The organism is Tsuneonella deserti (genome assembly GCF_014644315.1).
GTDB lineage: Bacteria > Pseudomonadota > Alphaproteobacteria > Sphingomonadales > Sphingomonadaceae > Tsuneonella > Tsuneonella deserti.
Genome location: NZ_BMKL01000001.1, coordinates 2,562,296 through 2,586,150 on the forward strand (window position 1 = coordinate 2,562,296; position 23,855 = coordinate 2,586,150).

The 23,855-nt window shown below is 66.9% G+C and carries 24 protein-coding genes and 2 tRNA genes; 13 read left to right on the top strand and 13 right to left on the bottom strand.

Features of this window, described 5'->3' with window-relative positions:
• Positions 1-21 precede the first annotated feature (21 nt).
• Both IEW58_RS12700 and IEW58_RS12705 read right to left on the bottom strand, forming a co-directional pair.
• Positions 22-516 (bottom strand): MmcB family DNA repair protein, encoded by a 495-nt coding sequence (locus tag IEW58_RS12700; RefSeq protein WP_188645449.1) that lies wholly within the window; start codon positions 514-516, stop codon positions 22-24.
• 77 nt (positions 517-593) lie between these two features.
• Complete coding sequence (locus tag IEW58_RS12705) at positions 594-998, bottom strand: hypothetical protein (protein WP_229658583.1); 405 nt, start codon at positions 996-998, stop codon at positions 594-596.
• A gap of 112 nt (positions 999-1,110) precedes the next feature.
• Here IEW58_RS12705 and IEW58_RS12710 point away from each other — a divergent pair.
• A tRNA-Arg gene (locus tag IEW58_RS12710) sits at positions 1,111-1,187 on the top strand.
• A 101-nt stretch (positions 1,188-1,288) separates the two neighbouring features.
• On the opposite strand, the gene IEW58_RS12715 is transcribed toward IEW58_RS12710, so the two are convergent.
• The 4 genes from IEW58_RS12715 to IEW58_RS12730 form a co-directional block, all read right to left on the bottom strand.
• The gene (locus tag IEW58_RS12715) at positions 1,289-1,855 is read right to left on the bottom strand and encodes an HD domain-containing protein (protein WP_229658584.1); all 567 of its coding nucleotides are present in this window, start codon (positions 1,853-1,855) and stop codon (positions 1,289-1,291) included.
• A gap of 92 nt (positions 1,856-1,947) precedes the next feature.
• Entirely contained in the window at positions 1,948-2,367 is a 420-nt protein-coding gene (locus IEW58_RS12720) for a DUF3293 domain-containing protein (RefSeq protein ID WP_188645450.1), read from the bottom strand.
• A 7-nt stretch (positions 2,368-2,374) separates the two neighbouring features.
• The gene (locus IEW58_RS12725; protein ID WP_188645451.1) at positions 2,375-3,913 is read right to left on the bottom strand and encodes a long-chain-fatty-acid--CoA ligase; all 1,539 of its coding nucleotides are present in this window, start codon (positions 3,911-3,913) and stop codon (positions 2,375-2,377) included.
• A gap of 66 nt (positions 3,914-3,979) precedes the next feature.
• The gene (locus IEW58_RS12730) at positions 3,980-5,191 is read right to left on the bottom strand and encodes a M20 metallopeptidase family protein (protein ID WP_188645452.1); all 1,212 of its coding nucleotides are present in this window, start codon (positions 5,189-5,191) and stop codon (positions 3,980-3,982) included.
• An 86-nt stretch (positions 5,192-5,277) separates the two neighbouring features.
• On the opposite strand from IEW58_RS12730, the gene IEW58_RS12735 reads away from it, so the two are divergent.
• Positions 5,278-6,240 (top strand): diacylglycerol/lipid kinase family protein, encoded by a 963-nt coding sequence (locus tag IEW58_RS12735; RefSeq protein WP_188645453.1) that lies wholly within the window; start codon positions 5,278-5,280, stop codon positions 6,238-6,240.
• Entirely contained in the window at positions 6,237-7,124 is an 888-nt protein-coding gene (locus IEW58_RS12740) for a hypothetical protein (RefSeq protein ID WP_188645454.1), read from the top strand. Before IEW58_RS12735 ends, IEW58_RS12740 begins: the two co-directional genes overlap by 4 nt.
• A gap of 22 nt (positions 7,125-7,146) precedes the next feature.
• Here the strand turns inward: IEW58_RS12740 and IEW58_RS12745 are convergent, their stop codons facing one another.
• Positions 7,147-7,647: a DUF2141 domain-containing protein gene (locus IEW58_RS12745; RefSeq protein WP_188645455.1), complete on the bottom strand. Its 501-nt coding sequence runs from the start codon at positions 7,645-7,647 to the stop codon at positions 7,147-7,149.
• Between the two features lie 266 nt (positions 7,648-7,913).
• Here IEW58_RS12745 and rpe point away from each other — a divergent pair, with 266 nt between their 5' ends.
• From rpe to purH, 3 genes are read left to right on the top strand one after another with little or no spacing between them, the layout of a single operon-like run.
• Positions 7,914-8,588 (top strand): ribulose-phosphate 3-epimerase, encoded by a 675-nt coding sequence (rpe, locus tag IEW58_RS12750; RefSeq protein ID WP_188645456.1) that lies wholly within the window; start codon positions 7,914-7,916, stop codon positions 8,586-8,588.
• Positions 8,588-10,465 (top strand): heparinase II/III family protein, encoded by a 1,878-nt coding sequence (locus tag IEW58_RS12755; RefSeq protein ID WP_188645457.1) that lies wholly within the window; start codon positions 8,588-8,590, stop codon positions 10,463-10,465. Before rpe ends, IEW58_RS12755 begins: the two co-directional genes overlap by 1 nt.
• A 6-nt stretch (positions 10,466-10,471) precedes the next feature.
• Positions 10,472-12,061 carry a bifunctional phosphoribosylaminoimidazolecarboxamide formyltransferase/IMP cyclohydrolase gene (gene purH / locus IEW58_RS12760; RefSeq protein WP_188645458.1) on the top strand — a complete coding sequence of 530 codons (1,590 nt, stop codon included), beginning with the start codon at positions 10,472-10,474 and terminating at the stop codon, positions 12,059-12,061.
• Between the two features lie 113 nt (positions 12,062-12,174).
• Here purH and IEW58_RS12765 read toward each other — a convergent pair whose 3' ends face one another.
• Positions 12,175-13,749, bottom strand: a complete 1,575-nt coding sequence (locus IEW58_RS12765) for a phytoene desaturase family protein (RefSeq protein WP_188645459.1) — start codon at positions 13,747-13,749, stop codon at positions 12,175-12,177.
• A gap of 93 nt (positions 13,750-13,842) precedes the next feature.
• On the opposite strand from IEW58_RS12765, the gene IEW58_RS12770 reads away from it, so the two are divergent.
• The 4 genes from IEW58_RS12770 to dxs all read left to right on the top strand — a co-directional run bounded on the left by IEW58_RS12770 (position 13,843) and on the right by dxs (position 17,166).
• Entirely contained in the window at positions 13,843-13,992 is a 150-nt protein-coding gene (locus tag IEW58_RS12770) for a hypothetical protein (protein WP_188645460.1), read from the top strand.
• Positions 13,989-14,660: a peptide-methionine (S)-S-oxide reductase MsrA gene (msrA, locus tag IEW58_RS12775; protein WP_229658585.1), complete on the top strand. Its 672-nt coding sequence runs from the start codon at positions 13,989-13,991 to the stop codon at positions 14,658-14,660. Before IEW58_RS12770 ends, msrA begins: the two co-directional genes overlap by 4 nt.
• A 40-nt stretch (positions 14,661-14,700) precedes the next feature.
• Entirely contained in the window at positions 14,701-15,159 is a 459-nt protein-coding gene (locus IEW58_RS12780; RefSeq protein WP_188645461.1) for a Fur family transcriptional regulator, read from the top strand.
• Positions 15,160-15,243: 84 nt separating this feature from the next.
• Positions 15,244-17,166, top strand: coding sequence for a 1-deoxy-D-xylulose-5-phosphate synthase (gene dxs, locus IEW58_RS12785; protein WP_188645462.1), 1,923 nt, complete (start codon positions 15,244-15,246; stop codon positions 17,164-17,166).
• Between the two features lies 1 nt (position 17,167).
• Here the strand turns inward: dxs and IEW58_RS12790 are convergent, their stop codons facing one another.
• The 5 genes from IEW58_RS12790 to IEW58_RS12810 are packed head-to-tail and all read right to left on the bottom strand — an operon-like array spanning position 17,168 to position 22,771.
• Positions 17,168-17,845: an NnrU family protein gene (locus IEW58_RS12790; protein ID WP_229658586.1), complete on the bottom strand. Its 678-nt coding sequence runs from the start codon at positions 17,843-17,845 to the stop codon at positions 17,168-17,170.
• A gap of 31 nt (positions 17,846-17,876) precedes the next feature.
• Positions 17,877-18,395, bottom strand: coding sequence for an FKBP-type peptidyl-prolyl cis-trans isomerase (locus tag IEW58_RS12795; protein WP_229658587.1), 519 nt, complete (start codon positions 18,393-18,395; stop codon positions 17,877-17,879).
• On the bottom strand, positions 18,392-19,765 hold the full coding sequence (locus tag IEW58_RS12800; protein ID WP_188645464.1) for an amidohydrolase family protein: 1,374 nt from the start codon (positions 19,763-19,765) through the stop codon (positions 18,392-18,394). Before IEW58_RS12800 ends, IEW58_RS12795 begins: the two co-directional genes overlap by 4 nt.
• Complete coding sequence (locus tag IEW58_RS12805) at positions 19,762-21,135, bottom strand: amidohydrolase (RefSeq protein WP_188645465.1); 1,374 nt, start codon at positions 21,133-21,135, stop codon at positions 19,762-19,764. The genes IEW58_RS12800 and IEW58_RS12805 overlap by 4 nt, the downstream gene beginning before the upstream one ends.
• Positions 21,136-21,193: 58 nt before the next feature.
• Positions 21,194-22,771 (bottom strand): peptide MFS transporter, encoded by a 1,578-nt coding sequence (locus IEW58_RS12810; protein WP_188645466.1) that lies wholly within the window; start codon positions 22,769-22,771, stop codon positions 21,194-21,196.
• Between the two features lie 197 nt (positions 22,772-22,968).
• Between IEW58_RS12810 and IEW58_RS12815 the strand changes: the two genes are divergently transcribed.
• From IEW58_RS12815 to IEW58_RS12825, 3 genes are all read left to right on the top strand, one after another.
• On the top strand, positions 22,969-23,310 hold the full coding sequence (locus IEW58_RS12815; protein ID WP_188645467.1) for a GntR family transcriptional regulator: 342 nt from the start codon (positions 22,969-22,971) through the stop codon (positions 23,308-23,310).
• A 118-nt stretch (positions 23,311-23,428) separates the two neighbouring features.
• The gene (locus IEW58_RS12820; RefSeq protein ID WP_188645468.1) at positions 23,429-23,710 is read left to right on the top strand and encodes an integration host factor subunit beta; all 282 of its coding nucleotides are present in this window, start codon (positions 23,429-23,431) and stop codon (positions 23,708-23,710) included.
• A gap of 59 nt (positions 23,711-23,769) precedes the next feature.
• Positions 23,770-23,854, top strand: a tRNA-Leu gene (locus IEW58_RS12825).
• Position 23,855: the final 1 nt, after the last annotated feature.

Sequence of the window (23,855 nt, forward strand, 5' to 3'; positions counted from 1 at the left end):
ACGCCGCTCGCCGCCGTCTGGCTACAGCCCCTGTCCCCACGGTGCGCAATGCGGATCGCTGCCCACGACCTGCCTCCTCAGCGAAGTGCGGGCGAGCCGCTCGATCTCCACCTTCCTCCGTGCCGCCGCCAGCGCGTGAGTGGGCGCGGGTCGCACGATCTCGGCGTCGTAGCCATCGGCTACGATCACCCCGCAGCAATCGGGCTTGAAGTTCAGGCCTTCGAGCAGCGTGCAATCGATGCCCGGTGGCACGCCCCAGTAGAACCGGTCGCAGAAATCGAGATAGTCCGGCCACTTGCCATCCCCGAGAAGGTCGGCGCGGCTGACCTTTATTTCGACGATGACTATCCGCCCCTTCGCATCGACCCCCATCAGGTCGGCCCGGCGGCCGTTGCGCAGAGGCATCTCGGACAGGCACCAGATGTCGTTGCGGGCGAACAGCCGGCAAATGCCCCGCGCCACCGACTGTGCCGTCGGGTTGTCGGATATCAGCGAGAGAGCAGGTGAATCGGCCATCTTCCAAAACTGGAACAGAAGGCGAACCGCGTCAAGCTGGCCGAGCCGGCCGCGCTCGCTCGCGACGCGAACTCGCCTCAGGCCTGCGCCAGGCTTTCGTCGGCCAGATACTCGGGCAGGAGGTCGAGCAAGGCCGCGCGTGCGTGAAGGTATTCGCGCCACAAGGTGAGCGCGGCTGCGGTGGGATCCTGGCCCCGCTCGGTGACCGCCAGCAGCGCCTTGAGGCCCGGGCGCATCATCGCGGAGATATCGCTGATGCCGTTGCTCGCAAGTTCTACCCGCCAGCCGCCGGCGCCCTCGATCCGCGAGGGAAAGTCCCTCACGTGTTCGTCAGGCTTTTCCGCCTCTACCCCCGCGATTGCGGCAACGGCCGCGGCAGCGTCCTGCAGCGCGGCCCATTGCCCCCGCATCGAGCCCAGGTCCCGGGGTGCGCTGCCGTCGCGGCGCGCGGCGGGGACGAAATCTGTCGGAGTCGCGTTCATCGTGACGCCCGCGTTAACCTGCGAGCGCTTGCCAAAACGCTAATAAGCGGCGGACTGCCCGCAAACTGCTGGCAAGCGGCGAGACGCTTTGCTAAGCGCCCGCCTCCGGTCCGCACCCGTAGCTCAGCTGGATAGAGCGCTGCCCTCCGAAGGCAGAGGTCACAGGTTCGAATCCTGTCGGGTGCGCCAAGCTGTCTAACAGACTTTGGCTGCATAACGCGAAGGCTCGCCGGTTCTTCAACCAAAGGAAAAGGCAGGGCTCCGAAGTGGAGGACTTTCAGCCGTTGCCTTCAGGCAATGGTACCTTCAGACCCACGTGGATGAACGGCCAGAACACTGGCGTATGCTTCATCGAACGCCTTCTCGAGCGCCGGATTGCAGCCTCGCAGTCCTTCGACCACCTCCCGCGCCCATTCGAAGTATTGCGCTCTCCGCTCGGCTGACCAATCGGCAGGAGGCGTGGCCACGAGATCGCGCAGGTTTGCCGTCTTGTCAGCCAGCTTCACAAGCTTGGCTCCATGGGATTTGGTGGCGGACTTCACCACCTGAAGCCGTTTCCGCTCCTCTTTTGGAAGCGACTTGTCGTCGGTTACTTCGGCAACGATGGTAGCCACGGGCTTGCCGAAGCGGTCTTCAATCTCCTCGATCGAGGTCTCGGTGTCTTCCACGGTGTCGTGAAGCAACGCGGCTGCGATCACGCTCGCGTCCTCCACGCCGCCTTCCCTCGCCAGGATGTCAGCCAGTGCCAGGGGGTGGTTGATGTACGGCGAGGCCTCGGCGTCCTTGCGCCTTTGTTGGCTATGCCTGGCGGCTGCGAAGGATGCCGCCTCGAGGATCAAAGTGATATCGTTTTTCATAGTGCGTTCCCTATCCAATTCTTGGCGGACGGGCGGCTACCGCATTCGAAACGCGTCACAAATTGGTTCCGTATCGTGCCCAAGGCATGCGATCAAAGCGGGTCAAGCTCCGCGGGCCCGCCTGCCGACGCCCATACGATTGCATGCTGGCGGAAATCCCGCGCGAGCGACTGGGCCTCGTCGCGGGAAGGGCCGATGAGGAGGATGCTGGGTTCGGCGGGCCAGGCCGGGTCGGCGCCTCGGCCCTCGCCCGGAATGTATTGCCAACCCCTCGCCTCCAAGTTCCGGATGAGTTCGGCCTGGCGAGCCATGTTCGCCCCGAGCGGGACTTGTTCGCTATACGGGTTCCAGGCGGTCAGGAACGCGGCCCCCGCCGCGCCGCTACGCTGTAGCAAGTCATCCAGCGCCGCCGAGCGTTCGCCGATACGCAGGACGAACGGCGGCTCGGCGAACACGTGATAATCGGTCGCCCGATAGGCTGCGATCAGGCTTGCATCGAGCTGTCGCGCCACCTCTCGCTCAATTCACCTGCCGCTCGCGTCCTTCCCAGTAGGGCGCGCGCAGTTCGCGGCGGAGGATCTTGCCGGAAGGATTGCGCGGCAGCGCGTCGATGAAATCCACGGTTTTGGGGCACTTGAAGCCGGCGATTTTCTCGCGCGCATAGGAGATCACGTCGCCCGCCTCGAGATGGACGCCAGGCTTGGGAACGACCACCGCCTTGACCGCCTCGCCCCATTTCTCGTCGGGCACGCCGATAACGGCCACATCGGCGATCGCGGGGTGACCATAGATCGCGCTTTCGACTTCGGCCGGATAGACGTTCTCGCCGCCCGAGATGATCATGTCCTTGATGCGGTCCTGGATGTAGAGGTAGCCCTCCTCGTCCATGATCCCGGCATCGCCGGTGCGCAACCAGCCATCGGCCGACAACACGCGGGCGGTTTCCTCTGGCCGGTTCCAGTAGCCGACCATCGTCGTCGGGCTGTAGATCGCCACTTCGCCGATTTCACCCGGAGGGAGCGGATTGCCCTCGGCATCGAGGATTCGGATCTCGCACGATGGCAGCGCCTTGCCGGCCGAGCGCATCACGCCCTCGCGGCCGGGCCGGTGGTCTTCCGGCGGCAGGCTGACGACGGTGCCGTAGGTCTCCGTCATCCCGTACATTTGCGCAAAGCCGCAGCCCAGCTTCTCGACCCCGCGCTTGAGCAGGTCGAGCGGAATCGGGCTCGCGCCGTAAGCCATTCCCTCGAGGTTGGAGAAATCCGCGTCCTTCGCATCGGGATGATCCAGCATCATCTGCAGCGCGGCAGGGACGAGGAACGCCCACTTGGCCTTGTAGCGCTGGATGTCGCGCAGGATCAGCGCGGGATCGAACTCGGTATGGATGATGAGCTGCTGCCCGCCGTTGACCGCGCCGGTGACGGAGCCGACCCCGGCGATATGGCCGAACGGCATCGCGTGGATCAGCGTGTCGCCAGGCTGCGAACTGAACCAGCCGATGCCCTCCTCCTGCATGATGGGGCGCAGCACGGTGGCGTTGCGGTGAGTCAGCATCACCCCCTTGGGCATACCGGTGGTGCCCGAGGTGTAGAGCTGGAGGAACACGTCGCCGCGATCGACTTCGGTCGTCACCGGGGCATCGGACTGGCCGTCGCGCCACTGGTCGAACCGATCGTCCATGATCACGCGCTGGCCTTCGAAGGCTTGTCCTTCGAACAATGGCTCGACGAACAGGGCGGCCGCTTCGGCATCCTTGAGGATGAACTCGATCTCGGCCGGGGCCAGGCGCCAGATTACCGGCACCAGCACCATGCCGGCGCGGGCGACGCCCATGACCAGCTCGCAGGCGCGCCAGGAATTCTTGCCGAGATAGGCGACGCGGTCGCCCTTCTTGAGGCCCATCGCGGCAAGGCCGTTGGCGATCTGCGTCGCATGCCGGTCGTAGGTCTTCCAGTCGATGATGACATCATCGTGACGCATCGCGACCCCATCCGGGGTTTCCTGCGCCCACTGGGTCAGCGCCGCGCCCAGCGTGCGCGACTTGTCGGGATATTCCATTCGCCTCTCCTTGGCTCGCCATCATGCGTGGCGAATCTCGGCAGGCAAGTTGCGTTGGGAAACCAATCAGCGCAAGTCCGGTTCGTCGAACCCGTTTTCGAGGAAACGAAGCGCGCATCCGGCCAGCACCGCGCTGCCGCGAGGCAGCGCAGCTTCATCGACGAACATGCGCGGAGAGTGGATCGAGCAGGCGCTGCGCCAGTCGTCGCCCTCCCTGGCCACGCCGAGGAAGAACATCGCGCCGGGCACCTGTTCGAGCACATAGGAGAAGTCTTCCGCGCCCATGATCGGGGTGGGCAGGGTGATCCAGTCCTGCTCGCCGAACAGTTCGCCGGTCACCGCCTGGCCGAGCGCAACCGCGCGCTCGTCGCACATCGTGACCGGGAAGCCGGGGGTGACCGTCGTGCGCGCGGACAGGCCATAGCCTGCAGCCACGCCCTGCGCGGTTTCCGCGATCAGCCGGTGGACCGTGTCGCGGTTGCGCGGCGTCAACGTGCGGATCGTGCCGCGCAGGGTCACCCGGTCGGGGATCACGTTGTGCGCGGTGCCGGCTTCGATCATCGTGACGGTGACGACCACCGCATCGGCGGCGTTGAAGCGGCGGGTGACCATCGCCTGCAGCGCGGTGACGATGGCGCAGGCGGCGGGCACGGGATCGAGCGTGTCGTGCGGCATCGAGGCGTGGCCGCCCTTGCCCTCGACCACGATGTCGAGCTGGTCGGCCGATGCCATCAGCGCGCCCGCCCTTCCGGCCACGGCGCCGTGGCGGGCGTTGGGCATGATGTGGAGCGCGAAGGCGGCCTCGGGCAGCGGCGAGACCAGCCCGTCATCGAGCATGTGCTTCGCGCCGTGGAAACCTTCCTCGCCCGGCTGGAACATGAACTGGACTTCGCCCGCGACATCGTCCCGGCGCGCACAAAGCAGTTCCGCCGCGCCGGCAAGCATCGCGGTGTGGGTGTCGTGACCGCAGGAATGCATCCTCCCGGGCACAATAGAGGCGAATTCGAGGCCGGTGTGCTCGTCCATCGGAAGAGCGTCCATGTCGCCGCGCAGCAGGACTCGCCGGCCCGGCCTGCCACCCTTGAGCGTGGCCACCGCGCCGGTCGTCGAGCCGCCCTCGCGCCATTCGAGCGGCAGGTGCGCGAGCGCGGCGCGCACCTTGGCGAGTGTCTTCGGCGTGTCGAGGCCCAGCTCGGGCTCGGAATGGATGGCGCGGCGCAGGGCGACGATCTTCTCGGAGATCGCGCGAGCCGAATCGAGCAGGTCGGGGTGCAGCATGACAGGAGACTAACCTGCGTTCGCGCGCCTGCATCAGGAAAAGTGTAGTGGTGTGCCCGCGCCGCCCCGTCTAAGGCGCGAGGCCAATGTCGCCCGCCACGCCACAATACTCCACGCTGCCCCGCGTCGGGGTCATCTTCAACCCGCGCAGCCACCGCAACCGCCAGCTGTGCGATGAAGCAGCGGCGCTGCCGGGCGTGAGCGTCGCGTCACCCGAGAAACGCGGGGAGCTCGCCGCGGTCCTGGCCGGTTTTGCCGAGGAGGGCGTCGAATGCATCGCCATCAGCGGGGGAGACGGCACGGTGCGCGATGTGCTGACCGCCGGGATGCGGGTGTTTGGAGATCGCTGGCCGCTCCTCGCGGTGATACCTGCCGGCAAGACCAATGCGTTGAGCCACGATCTCGGCGCTCCCAAGCACTGGACCATCCAGGAAGCCGTTGCGGCGGTGCGTGACGGAAAACGGGTCGTGCGCCGGCCGATGATCGTTCGCGACGTTGAGGGTGGCGGCGAACTTGCCGGTTTCGTGCTGGGCGCGGGCCTGTTTACCGTCGCGGTGAACGCGGGCCAGGACGCGCACCGGCTGGGCGCATTCGACGGTGTGGCGGTGGTCGCCACCGCCCTGTGGGGTATCGCGCAAGGCCTGTTCGGCTCCGACCACAACCACTGGCGCCGCGGCGCGCCCATGCGGATCCGCGTCGGGCAGGAGGGCAGGGAACTGCCACGCAGCGCCAGGGGAGACCCGCGCCGAAGGGGGATGCTGCTTGCCGCCACGCTCGAACGGTTCGCGTTCGGCATCAATCCCTATGGCCGCCTTACGGGTCTCAAGCTCGCGGTGATGGATCATCCGCGCCGCCGGCTGATGGCGATGATCCCGGCTGTGGCATGGGGGTGGGAAAGCGAGTGGCTGGAGAAGGCGGGCCTGCACCGCTGCTCGACCGACCGGATCCTGCTCGATCTGGGGGATCGCTTCATCCTCGATGGTGAGGCCTTCCCCGCCGGAAGTTACGAGCTCACCGAGGGGCCGCGGTTGAGCTTCGTGGTGCCGTGAGCGGGCCGCTCGAGGGGCGGGTCGCCCGGTCGCTCGAAGCCCCCGTGGCCGGGCAAGTGCGCGCAATCGCCGCGCGCCTTGGCGAGGAAGCAGGCGCGCGCGCAGTGCTGTTCTACGGCTCCAACCTGCGCACCGGCTCGCTGGAGGGGGTGCTCGATTTCTACGTCCTGTTGCCCGGCTCCCAGGTCGAGCGAATTTGGCCGCGCGTCTCCTACCGCGAATGGAACGAGGGCGACCTGACCCTGCGCGCCAAGATCGCAACCATGGCGCTGGGCACCTTCGCACGCGCCGCGCTCGGCGAATCGCGCGATACGACGATCTGGGCGCGGTTCGTCCAGCCTTCGGCGCTGGCCTGGGCCGCCGATGCGACGGCACGGCGAGAGGTGACGCATGCCGTGTCGGGCGCGGCGATCACTGCCGCGAGGCTCGCCGCCGCGCTTGGCCCGCGCGAGGGCCGGGCACAGGATTTCTGGCGGGCGCTGTTCCGGGCGACCTATCGCGCGGAGTTCCGGGTCGAGAAACCAGGCCGCGAAAACGACATTCTTTCGGTCAACGAAGCGCATTTCGACGGCCTCCTTCCGCTGGCATGGGAGAGCGGAGGGATAGACTTCGAACGGCGGGGCGACGTTCTGCTGCCGCGCATTGCGGATGGTGAGCGGAAGGCGATCCTCCGCTGGTGGGGCTTGCGCAGACGGCTGGGCAAGCCGCTCAACCTGCTGCGGCTGGTCAAGGCCAGCACCACTTTCGAAGGCGCTGCGCGCTATGCGGCGTGGAAGATCGAGCGGCATACAGGCGTGCCGGTCGAGCTGACACCTTGGCGCGAGAGGCATCCCGTGCTCGCCGCGCCGGCCGTCCTGTGGCGGGTCTGGCGCCAGCAACGCTGAACCGGGTCGCAGCCCGGCCAGCTCACATGTAGCGCATGTTGATGTGGATCGACTTGACCCCGGATCCGACCGGGAACGCGGTCTTTGTGTAGCTCGGCTTGCCGAGATTGAAGATGTTGATCGAAGGGTTGTTCGACATCCCGCCGCCATCGCTCGTCAGGTCGGTGTTGCCGTCGCCGTCGAGATCGTGGCGCACCGCGATGCCGTAACTGCCGCTCGCCGGCACCGGCACGCAGAAGGTCATCGTCCCGGCACGCGCCGGGGCCTCCATCCGGTTGATCCACCGCCCCTTCTTCAGCCAGTCGGCGGCGGTCGCGCGATAGCTCTGCACGCGGATGCGGCCCCTGGAAGCCTTCACCCCCGCGACGGTCACCAGCACGGCCGGGCCTTCGCCGCCGCGGCACTGGGACATGTCGTTGGAGATGGTCTGCCGGTATTGCGCGTGAACCGGCGCGGCGGCGCCGAGCACCAGCGCGCCGAGCGCGATAATGTTGGCAGGAAGGCGGGAAGTACGAAAGTTCATGGAACCGTCCATATGGCGGGGCGGGGCGCGCGGCTCAAGCCGGAGCGCGCCTGCGTGGCCCCAGTGGGTTGCGCGGCCGTGGCTGCGGCGGCCTGAATTTGCCCTGAATTTTCGCCCCGGCTCCTGCGCGAACTGTCACCATTTGGCACGAATGACGCCCGAGTGGGCGGGGCGATGTGGAAAAGGCCGCCTGTTTCGCTTGTGCCCTCCGCAAGGCAGTGGTTAAGCCCTTCACAGGCATCCCGAGGAGCCCCAAAGGCCGTCCCATGGCCCATCCGCTGATCAGCCCGTCCATCCTGTCCGCCGACTTTGCCCGGCTGGGCGAGGAAGTGCGCGCAATCGACGCGGCCGGTGCCGACTGGATCCATGTCGACGTGATGGACGGGCATTTCGTCCCCAACCTCACGATCGGTCCGGGCGTGGTCAAGGCGCTTCGCCCGCACACGGGCAAGCCGTTCGACGTCCATCTGATGGTCAGCCCGGTCGACCAGTGGCTCGAAGCCTTTGCCGAAGCTGGCGCGGACATCATCACCGTCCATCCCGAAGCCGGGCCGCACGTCCACCGCACGGTGCAGGCGATCAAGGGCCTGGGCAAGAAGGCGGGAATCAGCCTCAACCCGGCGACCCCTGCGAAGATGCTCGATTACCTGGTCGACGAGATCGACTTGGTGCTGGTGATGAGCGTCAACCCCGGTTTCGGCGGGCAGAGCTTCATCGCCAGCCAGCTCCGCAAGATCGAGGCGGTGCGCAAGATGATCGACAAGTCGGGCCGGGCAATCCACCTCGAGGTGGATGGCGGCGTCGATGCCGTCACCGCGCGCCAGTGCGTGGATGCGGGGGCCGACGTCCTGGTAGCGGGATCGGCTACCTTCCGCGGCGGGGCGGAGCGCTACGCCGCCAACATCGCCGCGCTCAAGGGGCTTCAAGAGGCTGGTGCCTGATGGCCGACGCGGCGCTTACCGACAGGCGCGCCGCCACCACCGCCCGGGCGCGTGCGATACCGCTCCACGGGGGCGAGGATCCGCACGTTTTGAAGGCCGTGGAAGCGGAAGACGGCGCCACCGGTGATCTGATCGAACCCGGCCGCGCGCTGGCGCTGGCCGATTTCTCGCCTCCCGCGGTAGGCGCGGGCGAGGCGCTGATCCGGCTCGCCTACCGCCTCGGCGTATCGGGCGCCACGCTGGCGCGCCCGTTCGGCAAGCCTGCCCGTCCACGCCTGCTGGCGACGGTCGAAAGCCCTCTGGCCGGCGATCGCGCCGCGGGGGTCGCGCTGCGGGCCGGGCATTTCCTGGTTTACGGGGTCAAGGCGCCGATCGCGCAGATGGACTTCGCTCCAGCCGCCAGGCTGACTCCGCCGTTCGAGCGCACCGTGCACGGCTTCACCTGGCTGCGCGACTTGTGCGTGTCAGCCCCGCGCGAACAATGCACCGCCACAGCCGAGCGGATCCTTGCGGCCTGGCTTGCGGCCAATCCGGGGCCAGGCGGAAAGCAGGGCAAGGGTGCGGCGTGGACGGTGGAGAACGCCGGCCTCCGGCTGCTCGGCTGGCTGGTTCATGCCCCGTTGATCCTGTCCGGGCAGGATAGCCGCCTGCGCACGAAGGCGCTCAAGGCGATGGAGGAAACCGCCCGCTGGCTTGACCGCAGCGTGTCGAAGGCCGGCGACGGGCTTGGTCAGGTCGCGGGCTGGAGCGCGATTGTCTCGGCCGGGCTGCTGCTGCCCGATGGAAAGCCCCGCCGCCTGTTCGGCGAGGCCGGCCTCGTTCGCGCGCTGGGCGAGCTGGTGGCCGAAGACGGCGGCGTGCTCTCGCGCAGTCCGCTGGCGCAGGCTCAGGCGATCGCCCTGCTGATCGAGCTGAAGGCATGCTACCGCGCCGTGCGGCGCGAACCTCCGGCGGCGATCGAGGCGATGCTGGGTATGCTGGTGCCGCCGCTGCTCACCCTCACGCATGGCGATGGCGGGCTCGGTTCGTGGCAGGGCGCGGGCGCGGTTCCGGCAGAGCGCATCGCGGCGCTTGTTTCAGCCAGCGGGGTGCGCACCCGGCCGCTCAAGGACGCACGCCAGTGGGGCTACCAGCGAATCGTCGCCGGCAAGTCGGTGCTCCAGTTCGATGCCGCTCCTCCGCCGCTTGCCCGCCATGCGCGCTCCGGCTGCGCCTCGACGCTGGCTTTCGAGCTCAGCCACGGGCCCCAGCGGATAGTGGTCAATTGCGGCGGCGCCGCGTTCGCGGGCGGACAGGTGCCCGTGCGGATCGAGCAGGGCCTGCGCGCGACCGCTGCCCATTCGACCCTGGTGCTGGGGGATGCGAACTCGACCGCGGTGCTGCTGAACGGCAAGCTTGGAGGAGGCGTCGGCGAAGTCGAGCTCGACCGGCGCACGATCGCGCCTGAAAAGGCGGGGCGGGGCGCCACGCGGCTGGAAGCGAGCCACGATGGCTATGTCGCGCGCAATGGCCTCATCCATCGCCGCATCCTCATCCTGCGCGACGACGGCAGCGAACTGCGCGGAGAGGATCTGCTGGTGCCTGCGGGAAAGAAGGGCAAGCGCGGCAAGATCGGCTTCGCGATCCGCTTCCACATCGGCCCGGGCATCGATCTCGGCCTCACCGCAAACGGCCGCGGCGCGGGCCTCGCGCTGCCTGACGGTACGTACTGGCAGTTCCGCTGCGGCGAACTGGGCGAAGGGGCGGCGCTGTCGATCGAGGAGAGCCTGTGGGTCGATGGCCAGGGCCGCCCGCAGCCGATCGAACAATTGGTGATACAGGGGCTGACGCCCCGCAGCGGGGGAAGCTTCTCCTGGCTGTTCAAGAAAATGGGATGATCTTTCGTGACTGACGTGACCATCAGGCGGGCGCTGCTGTCCGTCTCCGACAAGGACGGGCTCGCCGCGCTCGGCGCGACGCTTGCCGATGGGGGCATCGAGATCATCTCGACCGGCGGGACCGCAAGGGAACTGCGCGGCGCGGGGCTGGACGTGCGCGACGTGTCGGACGTGACCGGCTTTCCCGAGATGATGGACGGGCGGATCAAGACGCTCCATCCGGTGGTCCACGGGGGCCTGCTGGCTGTCCGCGACAACCCTGAACACGCCGCGGCGATGGCCGCGCACGAGATCGGCGGGATCGATCTGGCGGTGATCAACCTCTACCCGTTCGAGGCGACCGTGGCGCGCGGCGCGAGCCGGGACGAGATCATCGAGAACATCGACATCGGCGGCCCGGCGATGGTCCGCTCGGCGGCGAAGAATCACCAGTACGTGACGATCGTCACCGACCCGGCCGATTACGACGAGCTGCTGGCCGAACTCGCCGCCAACAACGGGGCGACCACGCTCGCCTTCCGCAGGCGCATGGCGGCCAAGGCTTTCGCCGCGACCGCCGCCTATGACGCGATGATCAGTCAGTGGTTCGCGTTCGCCGACCAGCAGCAGAAGTTCCCGCCGCTGGTCAGCACGTCGCGCAGGCTCGCCACCACTCTGCGCTACGGCGAAAACCCGCATCAGGACGCCGCGCTGTACCTGCCGGTCGGACCGCACGTGAACGGTTTGCCGCAAGCCGAACAGGTGCAGGGCAAGGAGTTGTCCTACAACAACTACAATGACGCTGCCGCCGCGCTCGAACTGGTGGCAGAGTTTGCCGGAGGCGATCCGGCGGTGGTGATCGTCAAGCATGCGAACCCTTGCGGTGTCGCACAGTGTTCGACGCTGTTCGGCGCGTGGAATGAAGCGCTTCATTGCGATGATGTTTCGGCGTTCGGCGGCATCGTCGCGACCAACGTGCCGCTCGACGGGCCGACCGCGGAGGCGATCTGCTCGATCTTCACCGAGGTGGTAGTCGCCCCCGGCGCCGACGATGCCGCCCGCGCCGCCTTCGCGAAAAAGAAGAACCTGCGCCTGCTGATTACCGACGGCCTCCCCGATCCCCGCCGCTCCGGCCAGACGATGGCAGTCATCGCCGGCGGCATCCTGGTGCAGGACCGCGACAACGGCGCGATTTCGCGTAACGACTTGAAAGTGGTCACGAAAAGGGTTCCGACCGAGCAGGAACTGAGCGACTGCATGTTCGCTTGGACGGTCGCCCGGCACGTAAAATCCAACGCGATCGTGTACGCGAAAGACGGCGTCACCGCGGGCATCGGCGCCGGCCAGATGAACCGGCGCGATTCCTCGCGCATCGCGGCGATGAAAGCGGCCGAGGCGGCGGAAAAGCACGGCTGGAGCCAGCCCCGCACCGTCGGCAGCGCGGTCGCTTCGGACGCCTTCTTCCCCTTCGCCGACGGCCTGCTCGCCGCAGCCGAAGCGGGCGCGACTGCGGTGATTCAGCCGGGCGGTTCGATCCGCGACGAGGAAGTGATCAAGGCGGCCGACGAGGCTGGCCTGGCGATGGTCTTCACCGGGATGCGGCACTTCCGGCACTGATAGGTTTTCGAAGGCGCCTCCGCGCCTTCGTCCTCGGCGCTGCTTCCTACGCTTCGCTTCGGACCGCCTGCGGGCACCCGTTTGGTCTCGCGGTCGGCTTGTCGCCGCCCGTCTTAGCGGCGCCAGGGAAGTCGCCTGCTTTCCCGCAAGATCGCGTGGGCGCAGTTGTGGCCGGGCGCGCCGGTGACGCCGCCGCCCGGGTGCGTGCCAGCGCCGCATAACCACAGGCCGGGCACGGGCGTGCGGTGACTGCCGGCACCGAGCACGGGGCGAGCAGCCCACAGCTGGTCGAGGCTCATGCGCCCGTGGAAGATGTCTCCACGCCACAATCCGAACTTGGCTTCGAGTGCACGGGGAGTGTGGACCTGCCTATGGAGAACCAGTTCACGAAACCCGGGTGCGCGGGCCTCGATCGCGTCAAATACCGCCTCCACCGCGTCATTCTCCCGATCCTGGGGCAAATCCGGATCGATGTGCTGGCAGAACAGGCTCGCGACATGCTGGCCGCGCGGGGCCAGGCCTTCATCGACGAGGCTGGGAATCAGCATCTCGACGATCGGCCGGGTGCTGAACCCCCGGTCCTTCGCATCGCGCCACGCCTGATCCATGTAGTCCAGGCTCGGCGCGATAATGATGCCGGCTTTCAGATGTTCCTCGCCTTCCGGAGCGTGGGTGAAACGGGGCAGAGCGGATAGTGCGACGTTCATCCGCAATGACCCCGACCCGCCCTGGTACCCCGCCATCGCCCGTGAAAAATCCGCCGGCAGCGTTTCGCCGGGCACCAGCTTGTCGAATAGCGGCTTGGGCCCCAGGTTTGCGATTACCCGCTTCGCGCGAATTTCCGCGCCGCCCGCAAGCCTGAGGCCCACCGCCCGGCCGCCCTCGACCAGCACCCGTTCGACCGGCTCCCCGGTCATGATCTCGCCGCCGGCTTCGCGCACTGCTTCGCTCATCAGGCGGGTAATGGTCCCCATGCCGCCCGGCACATGGCCCCAGGCACCCTTCTTGCCGTTCACCTCGCCGAAAACATGGTGGAGCAGGACATAGGCGCTGCCGGGTTCCTCGGGGCTGGCGTAGTGGCCCACGGTGGCGTCGAACCCGAACGCCGCCTTGACCGGCTCGCTTTCGAACCACTGGTCGAGCACCTCGCGTGCCGAACGGGTGAACAGCGTCAGCACGTCGCGCTTGGCTGCCAGTGGCAGCCTGGCAACCTTGCGCGATTGCAGGACCGCATCGATCATCGCACGCGGCCCCCCGGCGGCATCCGGAGGGATCTGCAACGCAAGGTCGCGCATGACTTCGGCCACGGTCTCGAGCATCGCGTAATAGCCGGGCAACGCCTCTGCGTCCGCGCGCGAGAAGCGCGCGAACTCGGTCTGGGTTGCCTCCAGCCCGCCGCCAACCAGCAGGTAATCGTTATCGAGGGGAAGGAAGTTGGCGAAAGGCCGCTCGATGACGCGGTAACCGCGGGCCACCAGACCCATGTCTTCGATGACCTTGGGCTGGAGCAGGCTGACCGTGTAGCTGGCCGTCGAATTGCGGAAACCGGGGGCGAATTCCTCGGTTACCGCCGCTCCGCCGATCACTGTACGCGCTTCGTAGAGCCGCACCTTGTGTCCTGCGCGGGCAAGGTAGAACGCGCACACCAGCCCGTTGTGGCCAGCCCCGATTATCGCCGTGTCGAGCACCCGTGTCCTCCTGAACGTCCCGCAACCCCAGTATTCAGGGCCTCGCAATCGGCGCAGCGCTATCCATATCGGCGCCCCAAAGGAAGAAAGACAATGCGCCTGTTCAAGACCGATCTGCCCCGCAATTTCGCCATCGGCTTCGCCGTGGGCACCGCGATCGCGGTGTGGCAGATCGCCCCGCAAATGAGCGGTGAGCTGATCCCTCCGGCCCAGGCCGCGACAATAGCCGCTCCGGCACAGTGAAGCAGGCGGCCCTCGCGCTCGCCGCTGGCGCGGTCGCCTTGGCGAGCTGCCAGAGCGCGACTGCAGGGGAGGCCGTCGTCGCGGCGCCGATGGCGAAACGCCAGGCTGCCGAAGGCAGGGGCCTCAAGACCGCTGTTTTCGCGGGCGGCTGCTTCTGGGGCGTGGAGGCCGTCTTCAGCCATGTGAAGGGCGTGAAGAGCGCTGTCAGCGGTTATGCCGGCGGAACCAAGGCGAGCGCCGATTACGATACCGTTTCGGCCGGCGGCACCCGCCACGCAGAGGCGGTCAGGGTAACGTACGACCCCGCGGTGATCCGCTACGATCAGCTCCTGCGGATCTATTTCGCGGTCATCGCGGACCCCACCCTCAAGAATCGGCAGGGTCCTGACGTCGGCGCGCAGTATCGCACCGCGTTGTTCCCGCAGAACTCCGAACAAAGCGCGGTCGCCCGGGCCTATCTCGCCCAGCTTGGCGCCGCCCGCCTGTGGAAGAGCCCCATCGTCACCACCCTCGAACAGGGCGCGTTCTATCGGGCCGAAGCCTACCATCAGGATTTCGCCGCGAAGAACCCCAATCATCCCTACATCCGGCGCTGGGATGCGCCGAAGGTCGCGGCCCTGAAAGCGACTTATCCCGGCGTCTGGAAGGCATCGTTCACGACTGGTTGACGCTCTGGCTTCTGTCGATTCCCGGCACTACATTGCACCCATGTCCGGCCACCAGCACCATGAACACTCCGGTTCCGATCTTGCCGAGGCGGCGCGCGCAGCGCTGGTCGCCGCGGGTGAGCAGTGGACCGACTTGCGCGCTGACGTGTTCGCCGCGCTTTCGACCCATGCCTCGCCGGCATCCGCTTACGATATCGCCGACGAGGTTTCGGCACGGCGCGGCAAGCGCATGGCGCCCAACTCGATCTACCGAATTCTCGACGTGTTCGTGGCCAACAACCTCGCGCTCAGGGTCGAAAGCAGCAACGCCTACCTCGCCAACAGCCATCCGGGTTGCCTCCACGATTGCATCTTCCTGGTGTGCGACGAGTGCGGCGAGGCGACCCACATCGATAACGATGCGGTGAGCAAGACCGTGCGGGGCCTGGCCGAGGCGGCTGACTTCAAGCCCGAGCGCCCGGTGATCGAGATTCGCGGCCTGTGCGCCGAATGCCGCTAGGACACGCGCTTTTCAGGCGATGCTCATGGTCTGCTCACCCGGCTTTCATCGACAGCGCGCAGCCGCGCGTGTAGGGCAGCGCCCATGACTTCGCGCCCCGTGACGCCGCTTCTCGACACTGTCGATACGCCCACCGACCTCCGCAAGCTTGATCCAGGTCAACTGCGCCAGCTCGCGGACGAGCTTCGCGCGGAGATGATCAGCGCCGTCGGCACGACCGGGGGGCACCTCGGCTCCGGCCTTGGCGTGGTCGAGCTCACGGTCGCGTTGCACTATGTCTTCGACACTCCGACCGACAAGCTGATCTGGGACGTCGGTCACCAGGCTTACCCGCACAAGATCCTGACCGGCCGCCGCGATCGCATCCGCACCCTGCGCCAGGGCGGCGGGTTGTCCGGCTTCACCAAGCGCAGCGAGAGCGAATACGATCCGTTCGGCGCGGCCCACTCGAGCACCTCGATCAGCGCGGCGCTGGGCTTTGCCATCGCCAACAAGCTGAAGCGGCAGCCAGGACGGGGCATCGCGGTCATCGGCGACGGCGCGATGAGCGCGGGCATGGCCTACGAGGCGATGAACAACGCCGAGGCGGCGGGAGATCGGCTGGTCGTCATACTCAACGACAACGACATGTCGATTGCACCTCCGGTGGGCGGACTTTCGGCTTACCTCGCCCGGATGGTGTCCTCGAGCGAGTACCTCGGCCTGCGCAGTCTCGCCAAACGCCTGACCGCGAAACTCAGCCGGCGCCTGAACCACGGGCTCGAAAAGGCCGAGGAGTTTACCCGCGGGATGGTGACCGGCGGGACGCTGTTCGAGGAACTGGGTTTCTACTACGTCGGGCCCATCGACGGCCATAACCTCGACCACCTGATCCCGGTGCTGGAGAACGTGCGGGACAGCGGCCAGGGGCCCATTCTCGTTCACGTCGTGACGCAGAAGGGCAAAGGGTACGCCCCGGCCGAGAACAGCGCCGACAAGTACCATGGCGTGCAGAAGTTCGACGTGATCACCGGCGAACAGGCGAAGAGTGCTGGCGGCCCTCCGTCGTACCAGAACGTGTTCGGCGATGCGCTGGCGAAGCTGGCGGAAACCGACGACCGAATCTGCGCAATCACCGCGGCGATGCCTTCAGGCACCGGCGTGGACCGCTTCGCCAAGGCGCACCCGACCCGCGCGTTCGACGTTGGTATCGCCGAACAGCACGCGGTGACGTTCGCCGCAGGGCTCGCCGCGCAGGGAATGCGCCCGTTCTGTGCTATTTATTCGACCTTCCTCCAGCGGGCCTTCGACCAGGTGGTCCATGACGTGGCCATCCAGAACCTGCCCGTTCGCTTCGCGATCGACCGCGCCGGGCTGGTGGGTGCCGACGGGGCGACACATGCCGGTTCGTTCGACGTGACCTATCTCGCTACTTTGCCGAACATGGTGGTCATGGCACCTGCGGACGAAGCCGAACTGGTGCACATGACCTACACCGCCGCGGAGCATGACAGCGGGCCGATCGCCTTTCGCTACCCGCGCGGAAGCGGCACCGGCATTGCGCTGCCCGACACTCCGCAGAAGCTGGAGATCGGTAGGGGACGGGTGACGCGCGAAGGCACCAAGGTCGCGCTCCTTTCGCTCGGCACTCGCCTTGCCGAGGCCGAGAAGGCGGCCGACGCGCTCGAGGCGAAGGGACTGTCCACCACGGTCGCCGACTTGCGCTTCGCGAAGCCCCTCGACACCGCGCTGATCGATCGCCTGATGCGCACGCACGAAGTCGTGGTGACGGTGGAGGAAGGCGCCATCGGCGGGCTGGGCGCCCACGTGCTCACGCACGCCAGCGACGAGGCCCTGCTCGATGCCGGCCTGAAGATCCGCACGATGCGCTTGCCCGATCTGTTCCAGGACCATGACGACCCCGTGAAGCAGTACGACGTGGCTGGCCTTAATGCGCCGCACATCGTGGACACCGTGCTCAAGGCGCTGCGCCATAACAGCGCCGGCGTGGAAGAGGCGCGGGCCTAGCTCAGCCTAGCCAGCGCCATATTCCCGCCGGGACACCGGCGGAACGGATGTGCGCCCAGGTGATCAGCAGCCAGAGCGCCAGCGTCACTAGCCATAGCACGGCGCTCACGGTGAGGAGCCCGCTCCATCGCGGCCAGTAACTCGTCCGCGCCTCCCATCCGGACCAGCTATCGCCCATCAGCGTTTCCTTCTTGCGGTCCTGCAGGTGCGCTCCGACGAGCGCGAGGACGAGGATCGCGCTCGCCACGATCAGGGTGCGGTTGCTCCACCACAGGACAATGTGCGCGATGGCCCACAGCGCGAAGCCCCACATCATCGGGTGTCGGGTAATGGCGAACACGCCGGTTGGCGCGCGCTCGATCGGTTTTGCGGGACCGGGGTTGGGGAGAGCCGGGTTCTTTGCCAGCGACCCGAGAAACAGCACGAGCGCGGGCAGGGTAAGGAGCGTGGCGATGATCCAGCCGACCTGACCGGAGCCCGGTAGATCGGCGGGCGGGGCCGCCCGAAACGCGAAGATCACCCATCCCAGCGTCGCAAGGGCAACCAGCGAGTAGAAGCCGAGAAAGCCGCGTTGGCCGATCCGCGCGACCAGCGGCCGACGCAGCGGGTGCGACAGCGCAAAGTGCGTGCCGACGAAGGCGAGGCTGGCGGCGAGAAGGCTGGCGAGTGCAGGGTCCACGGATATCCTCCCGTTTCGACCCCGCCCGAAACTACTGCCCGCCTTTTCCGATGTCGAGCAAGCGTACGGTGAACAGCAACGTCGCGCCGCCCGGAATAGGGCCCTTGCCCTTGACTCCATAAGCGAGGTTGGCGGGGGCGGCGATCTCGATCGTGTCGCCCACGCCCATCTGCGGGATCGCCAGCTTCCATGCAGGGATCAGCTTCCCGAGCGGGAAAGTCACCGGCTCACCGCCTTCGGATGTGTCGAAAGTCGATCCGTCGACGAATGTGCCGGTGTAGTGCACGGTGACGATGTCAGTGACTGCCGGATGCGCTCCGCTGCCGTCACCCGCGACGCGCCGCCACAAAAGGCCGCCTTCGACCGGCTGCCACCCGGGCTGCGCCGCGCGAACTGCGAGGGCGGACTGCTGGGCGTTCATCCAGACAACGTCCTGGCTGCGATCGGCAGGGCCATCAGCCGGCCCTTCGGCAAGCGCCGCGGCGCCCACGATCAGCGCGAGGCCAAGCGCGAGGGTGGCACCGCCATGACCGCTGAACAAACGCCTCACCAATCGTATCCCTTGGGCCGGTCGCTCTCGTCGAGATCGCGGTAGCGGTCGCGCAGACGGGTCTGGTGGTCATCCTTCGGCTGCTCCACTCCGTCGATGAAGACCCGCTCGGGCGCGCTCGAGAGCTCCAGCGGATCGCCATCCCAGATCACCAGGTCGCCGGCGGCCCCGGGCGAGAGGACGCCCGCGCGGCCGCCTTGGCCGGCGATCTCTGCCGGGACCGAGGAAATGGCGGCGAAGGCCTGCCCCCAACTAAGGCCGGAAGCGCCGGGAATCTTCGTCAGCGCGACGAGGTTGCCGGCGTATTGCGCCAGATTCTTCGGCTGGTCGCCGGTCGTGCCGGCGAGGCCTCCGAGCGCGACCTTCACACCTGCGGCGGCCATCCGCCCGACGTTGCTCTGGGTCGCGGCGAGTTGCTCGAAACTCGACGGGAGGTCGTCCACCGGATCGGCGATCACCGGCACACCGGCGGCGGCGATGTCGGCGGCGGCCCGCCAGCCTTCGCTGGCCCCCACAAGCACCAGCTTTAGTTTGGGAAATTCCTTGCGCAAACCCAGCACCGAGCGAATGTCCGCCGCACGCTCCACGGCGACATACAGGGGCTGCTGTCCGTTAACCACCGGGATGAGCGCCGCGGCGTCGAAGCGGGTCAGCAGAACGTCGTCGCGTTCGGCGGAACTGTCGACCAGGCGCGTGTCGACCGGGATGTCGTCGCCCGTGCTGACCTGCCGTGGTCCGCTTCCCCCGGGTATGCGGCTATCGGCGGAATACTGCCGCGCCTCTCGCAGCGCATTGCGTAGGACCGCATGGGCACTCGTCCGGCTGCCACCCGCGAGCCGCGCGCCGTATTCACCCAGTGCGACCAGCTGAAACGCACGCGGCCGCACGACCATGTCCGGATCCGCGCCGAGATCGACCACCGCGCCTTGGCCGCCGAAGATCGAACTGGCGGGACGCGAGAAAACGCTCGCGCGGGTAATCCCGCCATCGCGCGCCACTGCTACGTGCTGCGAGGCCGGGTTGAGCGCGGGTGTCACGTCGAGCGCGGCGCCGAACGGCGAGTTGCGCGCGCTGGTATCGTTCGATTCCTCGACCCCGTCGGCGTCCGAAAGGCCGAGCGCGGTCATTGCCGCGAACAGGCCGGGAGTGACCCATTTTCCGGTGCCGTCGATCGTCTCGACTCCGGCCGGAATCGCCACGCCGGGTCCTGCGGCGACCACCTTGCCGCCGCGCACGACGACGGTCGCGCCCTGCACCGGCTCGCTGCCATCGCCGGTCGCAACGGTGGCGTTGGTCACCGCGAAGTCCTGCGCGAGAGCGGGGGCGGAGAGCGCGAGGAGCGCCGCGCCGATCAGGAGGCGAGAATTCATTTCACGTCTCCTTCGCCGGGTTGGCCAAGCTCGAAATCGCTCACCGGGCGCATCTTCCGGTTATCCGAATCGTACATCAGCGCGCCGTCGATCCAGACTTTTTCGGGGCGCGAATAGACGGAGAGGGGATCGCCGTTCCACAGCACTACGTCGGCCATTTTGCCGCTCGCGAGGCTACCGGTCATTTCGTCGATGCCCATCGCGTGTGCCGGATTGAGGGTCAGCCATCGGATCACCTGCTCATCGGGAATGATGATCCCTGCGCGCCGTCCCGCGGCCTGCGCCTTGGCGGCTTCCTGGTTGAGGCGCTGGATGCCGTTCTCGTCGTCCGAGTGGATGATGACGCAGGCGCCCGCATTCTGCAGAAAGGCGGCGTTTTCAGGGATGCCGTCATAGCTTTCCATCTTGAAACCGTACCAGTCGGCCCAGATGGCCGAGCAGATTCCGTTTTCGCGCAAAAGGTCGGCGATCTTGTAGCTCTCCACCGCGTGGTGGAAGGCGGAGATCTTGTAGCCCATCTCCCTGGACAGATCGATCATGAAGGCCATCTCGTCGGCCCGGTAGCAGTGGTTCTGGACCAGGATCTCGCCGTCGATCACGCCGGCCAGGGTCTCGTTGGCGAGGTCGCGGCCCTTTCGGCCTTCCGCCATCCATTTCTTGGCGTCCAGGAAGGTCTGACGGTCCACCGCCATGTTGCCCATACGGGTGGAGGGCATGCGGCCCCTGCCGCCATAGACCCGCTTGGGGTTCTCGCCGCAGGCCATCTTCATGCCGTATGGCGCGCCGGGGAACTTCATGCCTTGCACGGTGCGCGCGGGCACATTCTTAAGCGTGACCGAGCGCCCACCGACGAGGTTGGCCGAGCCGGGAAGGATCTGGAGCGCTGTCACGCCGCCATTGGCAAGCGCGCGTGAAAAGCCCGGGTCCTGCGGCCAGACGGAGTGCTCGGCCCAGACGTCGGGCGTGGTAGGAGCGGTGGCTTCGTTGCCGTCCGACTGCGCCTCTACCGATGGCGAAGGATACACACCGAGATGCGAGTGAATGTCGATGATGCCGGGAGTGACGAACTTGCCCGTGGCATCAACCCGAGTGTAGCCCGCAGGGATCGCGAGGTCGGCGCTGCCAACCCCTACGATTTTCCCATCGGCGAAAAGGACGGTTCCGTTATCGATCCGGCCGCCCGCTCCGTCGAACACGGTCGCCCCGACGAGTGCGGTGGCAGCGCCCGGGTAAGCCTTGTAGGTCGAAGGATAGGGATTTTTATCGATTGCGCTGTTCGCGCTTGCGGTGTCCGTTCCGCCGGGGGCGGTGGCGCAGGCTGCCAGTGTCAGCGCGCCCAGGGCCGCGCAGGTCGTTCGCCAGAATCTCATGTTACCCCCCAAGAGAACGGGGCGCGAAGCTTTCGCCCCGCGCCCCGGTAATAGAATGTCAGGCGCGGCTCGCCGGATGCACGCCTGCTTCCTGCGGTTCGAGGCCGGCTTCGTCCTGACCCGCCAGATCATCACCCACATTGTCGTCACGCAAGGTGTCGAGGTGCATGAGGCGCTTGATGAAAGGGCTGATGACCAGGACAAACACGCCCACGCCGACCGCCACCCAGCCGACCGTCGAATAAACGTTCAGCACGACGGTCTTACCCGCTTCCTCGCCCACACCCTCGGCACCGGTTGCCGAAGCGATCAGCCCCGCGGCGAAGTTGCCGGTTGCCGAAGCGAAGAACCAGGTGCCCATGATCAGCGAGGCCATGTGCGTCGGCGCCAGACGGTTCATCGCGCTGAGCCCGACGGGCGAAAGGCACAGTTCTCCGGTCGTGTGGAGCAGGTAGATCAGGAAGATGAAAATGACCGGGGTAGGCACGTCGACGCCCACCGAGTTCGCGCCCCAGACGAGGACGAGGAACCCGAGCCCGACCTGGACCACGCCGAGTCCGAACTTGAACGGGGTCGAAGGCTCCATCCCCTTGCGTCCCAGCACCGTCCAGATGGTCGCGAAGATCGGTGCGAGCAGAATGATGTAAATCGCGTTGATCGACTGGAACACCGATGCCGGCACCCCACCGCGATCGACGTGTCGATCGGTGAACAGGTTGAGGCTCGACCCGGCCTGTTCGAACAGGGCCCAGAATATGATCGACGCGATGATGAGGAAGAGCGCGGCGAAAATGCGATCGCGCTCTTCCGCCTTCAGCTTGGTGACCGCGACGCCGATCACGTAGAGGACCAGCAGGCCGCCGAAGATGCCGAGAAGCAATCCGACCACGGACTGGTTCTGCACCAGCACCCAGCACAGCGCGACGAGCGCAAGGCCGACGCCGTACATCGCCCACTCGCGGCCTTTCGCGAGAGCCTTGGGCGGTTCGCCCCGGCCAAGCAGAAAGCCGCGGCCGATGACGAACACGACGAGGCCGGCCAGCATGCCGATGCCCGCCAGGCCGAAGCCATAGGCCCAGCCGTAAGTCTCGCCGATATAGCCGCACAGCAGCGAGCCGAGCGCCGCGCCGAGATTAATGCCCATGTAGAAAATGGTGTAGGCGCCATCGCGGCGCACGTCGGTTCGCGGATAGAGCTGCCCCACGATGACCGAGATGTTGGCCTTGAGGAAACCGGAGCCGACGATGATCAGCGCCAACGCCAGCCAGAATACGTTGATCATCGGATTGGCGGTGTGTCCGACGGCAGCTTCGCCTTCGAAGGCCATGAAGAAGTGGCCCAGGGTCAACAGGACCGCGCCGAATTGCACCGCCTTGCGTTGCCCGAGATATCTGTCGGCGAGATAGCCGCCGACCACCGGCGTAATGTACACCAGCGCGGTATAGGCGCCGTAGATGATGCCGGCTTCGCTGTCGGAATAGAGCCAGTGCTTGGTCAGGTAGAAGATCAGCAGCGCGCGCATGCCGTAGTAGGAGAACCGCTCCCACATCTCGGCGAAGAAGAGCATGAACAGGCCCTTCGGATGCCCAAGGAACGTGCCGGCGCTATCGCCGTGCGGAAGCTGCTGTGTTGCCATGTACTTGAACGTCCTCGTTGAACCCTTGCCGGTACGGTCTCGCGCCGTTCCCGGGCCTGAAAGGGGCGCAACCTAGCGGCTCGCGCTGTCATGTGAAGCCACTTGTTTCATCGGCAACCGCCTTTGCGGCCCGAACGGGAACCTTGACGCGCCGCGCTGTATTATGTCACTGATGCACCCCAAGCCAAGGACTTGTCATGACCCAGCAGAGCCGACCGGTGTACCTGCGCCTGCGCGATCTCGTCGCTGCCGCAATTATCGAGGGACGCTACCGCGAAGGCGAGATGCTGCCTTCGGTGCGCGTTCTGGCGGCCGAGCAGGGCGCCAACCCGCTGACGGTGGCCAAGGCCTATCAGCAGTTCCAGGCTGATGGGCTGGTCGACGTCCAGCGAGGCATCGGCATGTACGTGGTCCCAGGCGCGGCCGAGCGGTTGCGCAAGTCGGAACGCGCGCGTTTCCTGAAGGACGAATGGCCCGAGCTGAAGGCCCGGATCCACCGCCTCGGCCTTGAACCGGCGGAACTTCTCGCCGAGGCGTAAGGCCTGCCCGATGCGCCTGTAAACCGTTGCGCGGCAGCACTTCTTCTGGCACTTTGAGCGCCGGGGCACAGGGGTCAGCCCCTTTTGCTCAGGTGGTGTCGCGGCCGGGAGAAGAACGATGATCAGGTCCGAGCTGCTTCAAGCGCTGGCCAGGGAAAACCCGGATCTGCGGGCCGAAGAGGTGGAGCAGGTCCTCGACACTTTCTTCGACGAGATCGGCAAGCGCCTGGCCGAGGGCGGGCGGGTTGAACTGCGCGGTTTCGGCGCTTTCTCCACGCGGGAACGTGCGGCTCGCAAGGGGCGCAATCCGCGCACTGGCGAGGCGGTTGACGTCCCCGCCAAGAAAGTGCCCTACTTCAAGCCCGGCAAGGAAATGCGGCGGCTCGTCAACGAAGGTTGAACAGGCTTCCGCCGCGGGAAATTGCCGCGGCGAACGGCGCCGGCTAAGCGCGCCGCGACGCGGGCGTGGCGGAATGGTAGACGCCGGGGACTTAAAATCCCCTGAGCTTTGCTCGTGTGGGTTCGAGTCCCACCGCCCGCACCAG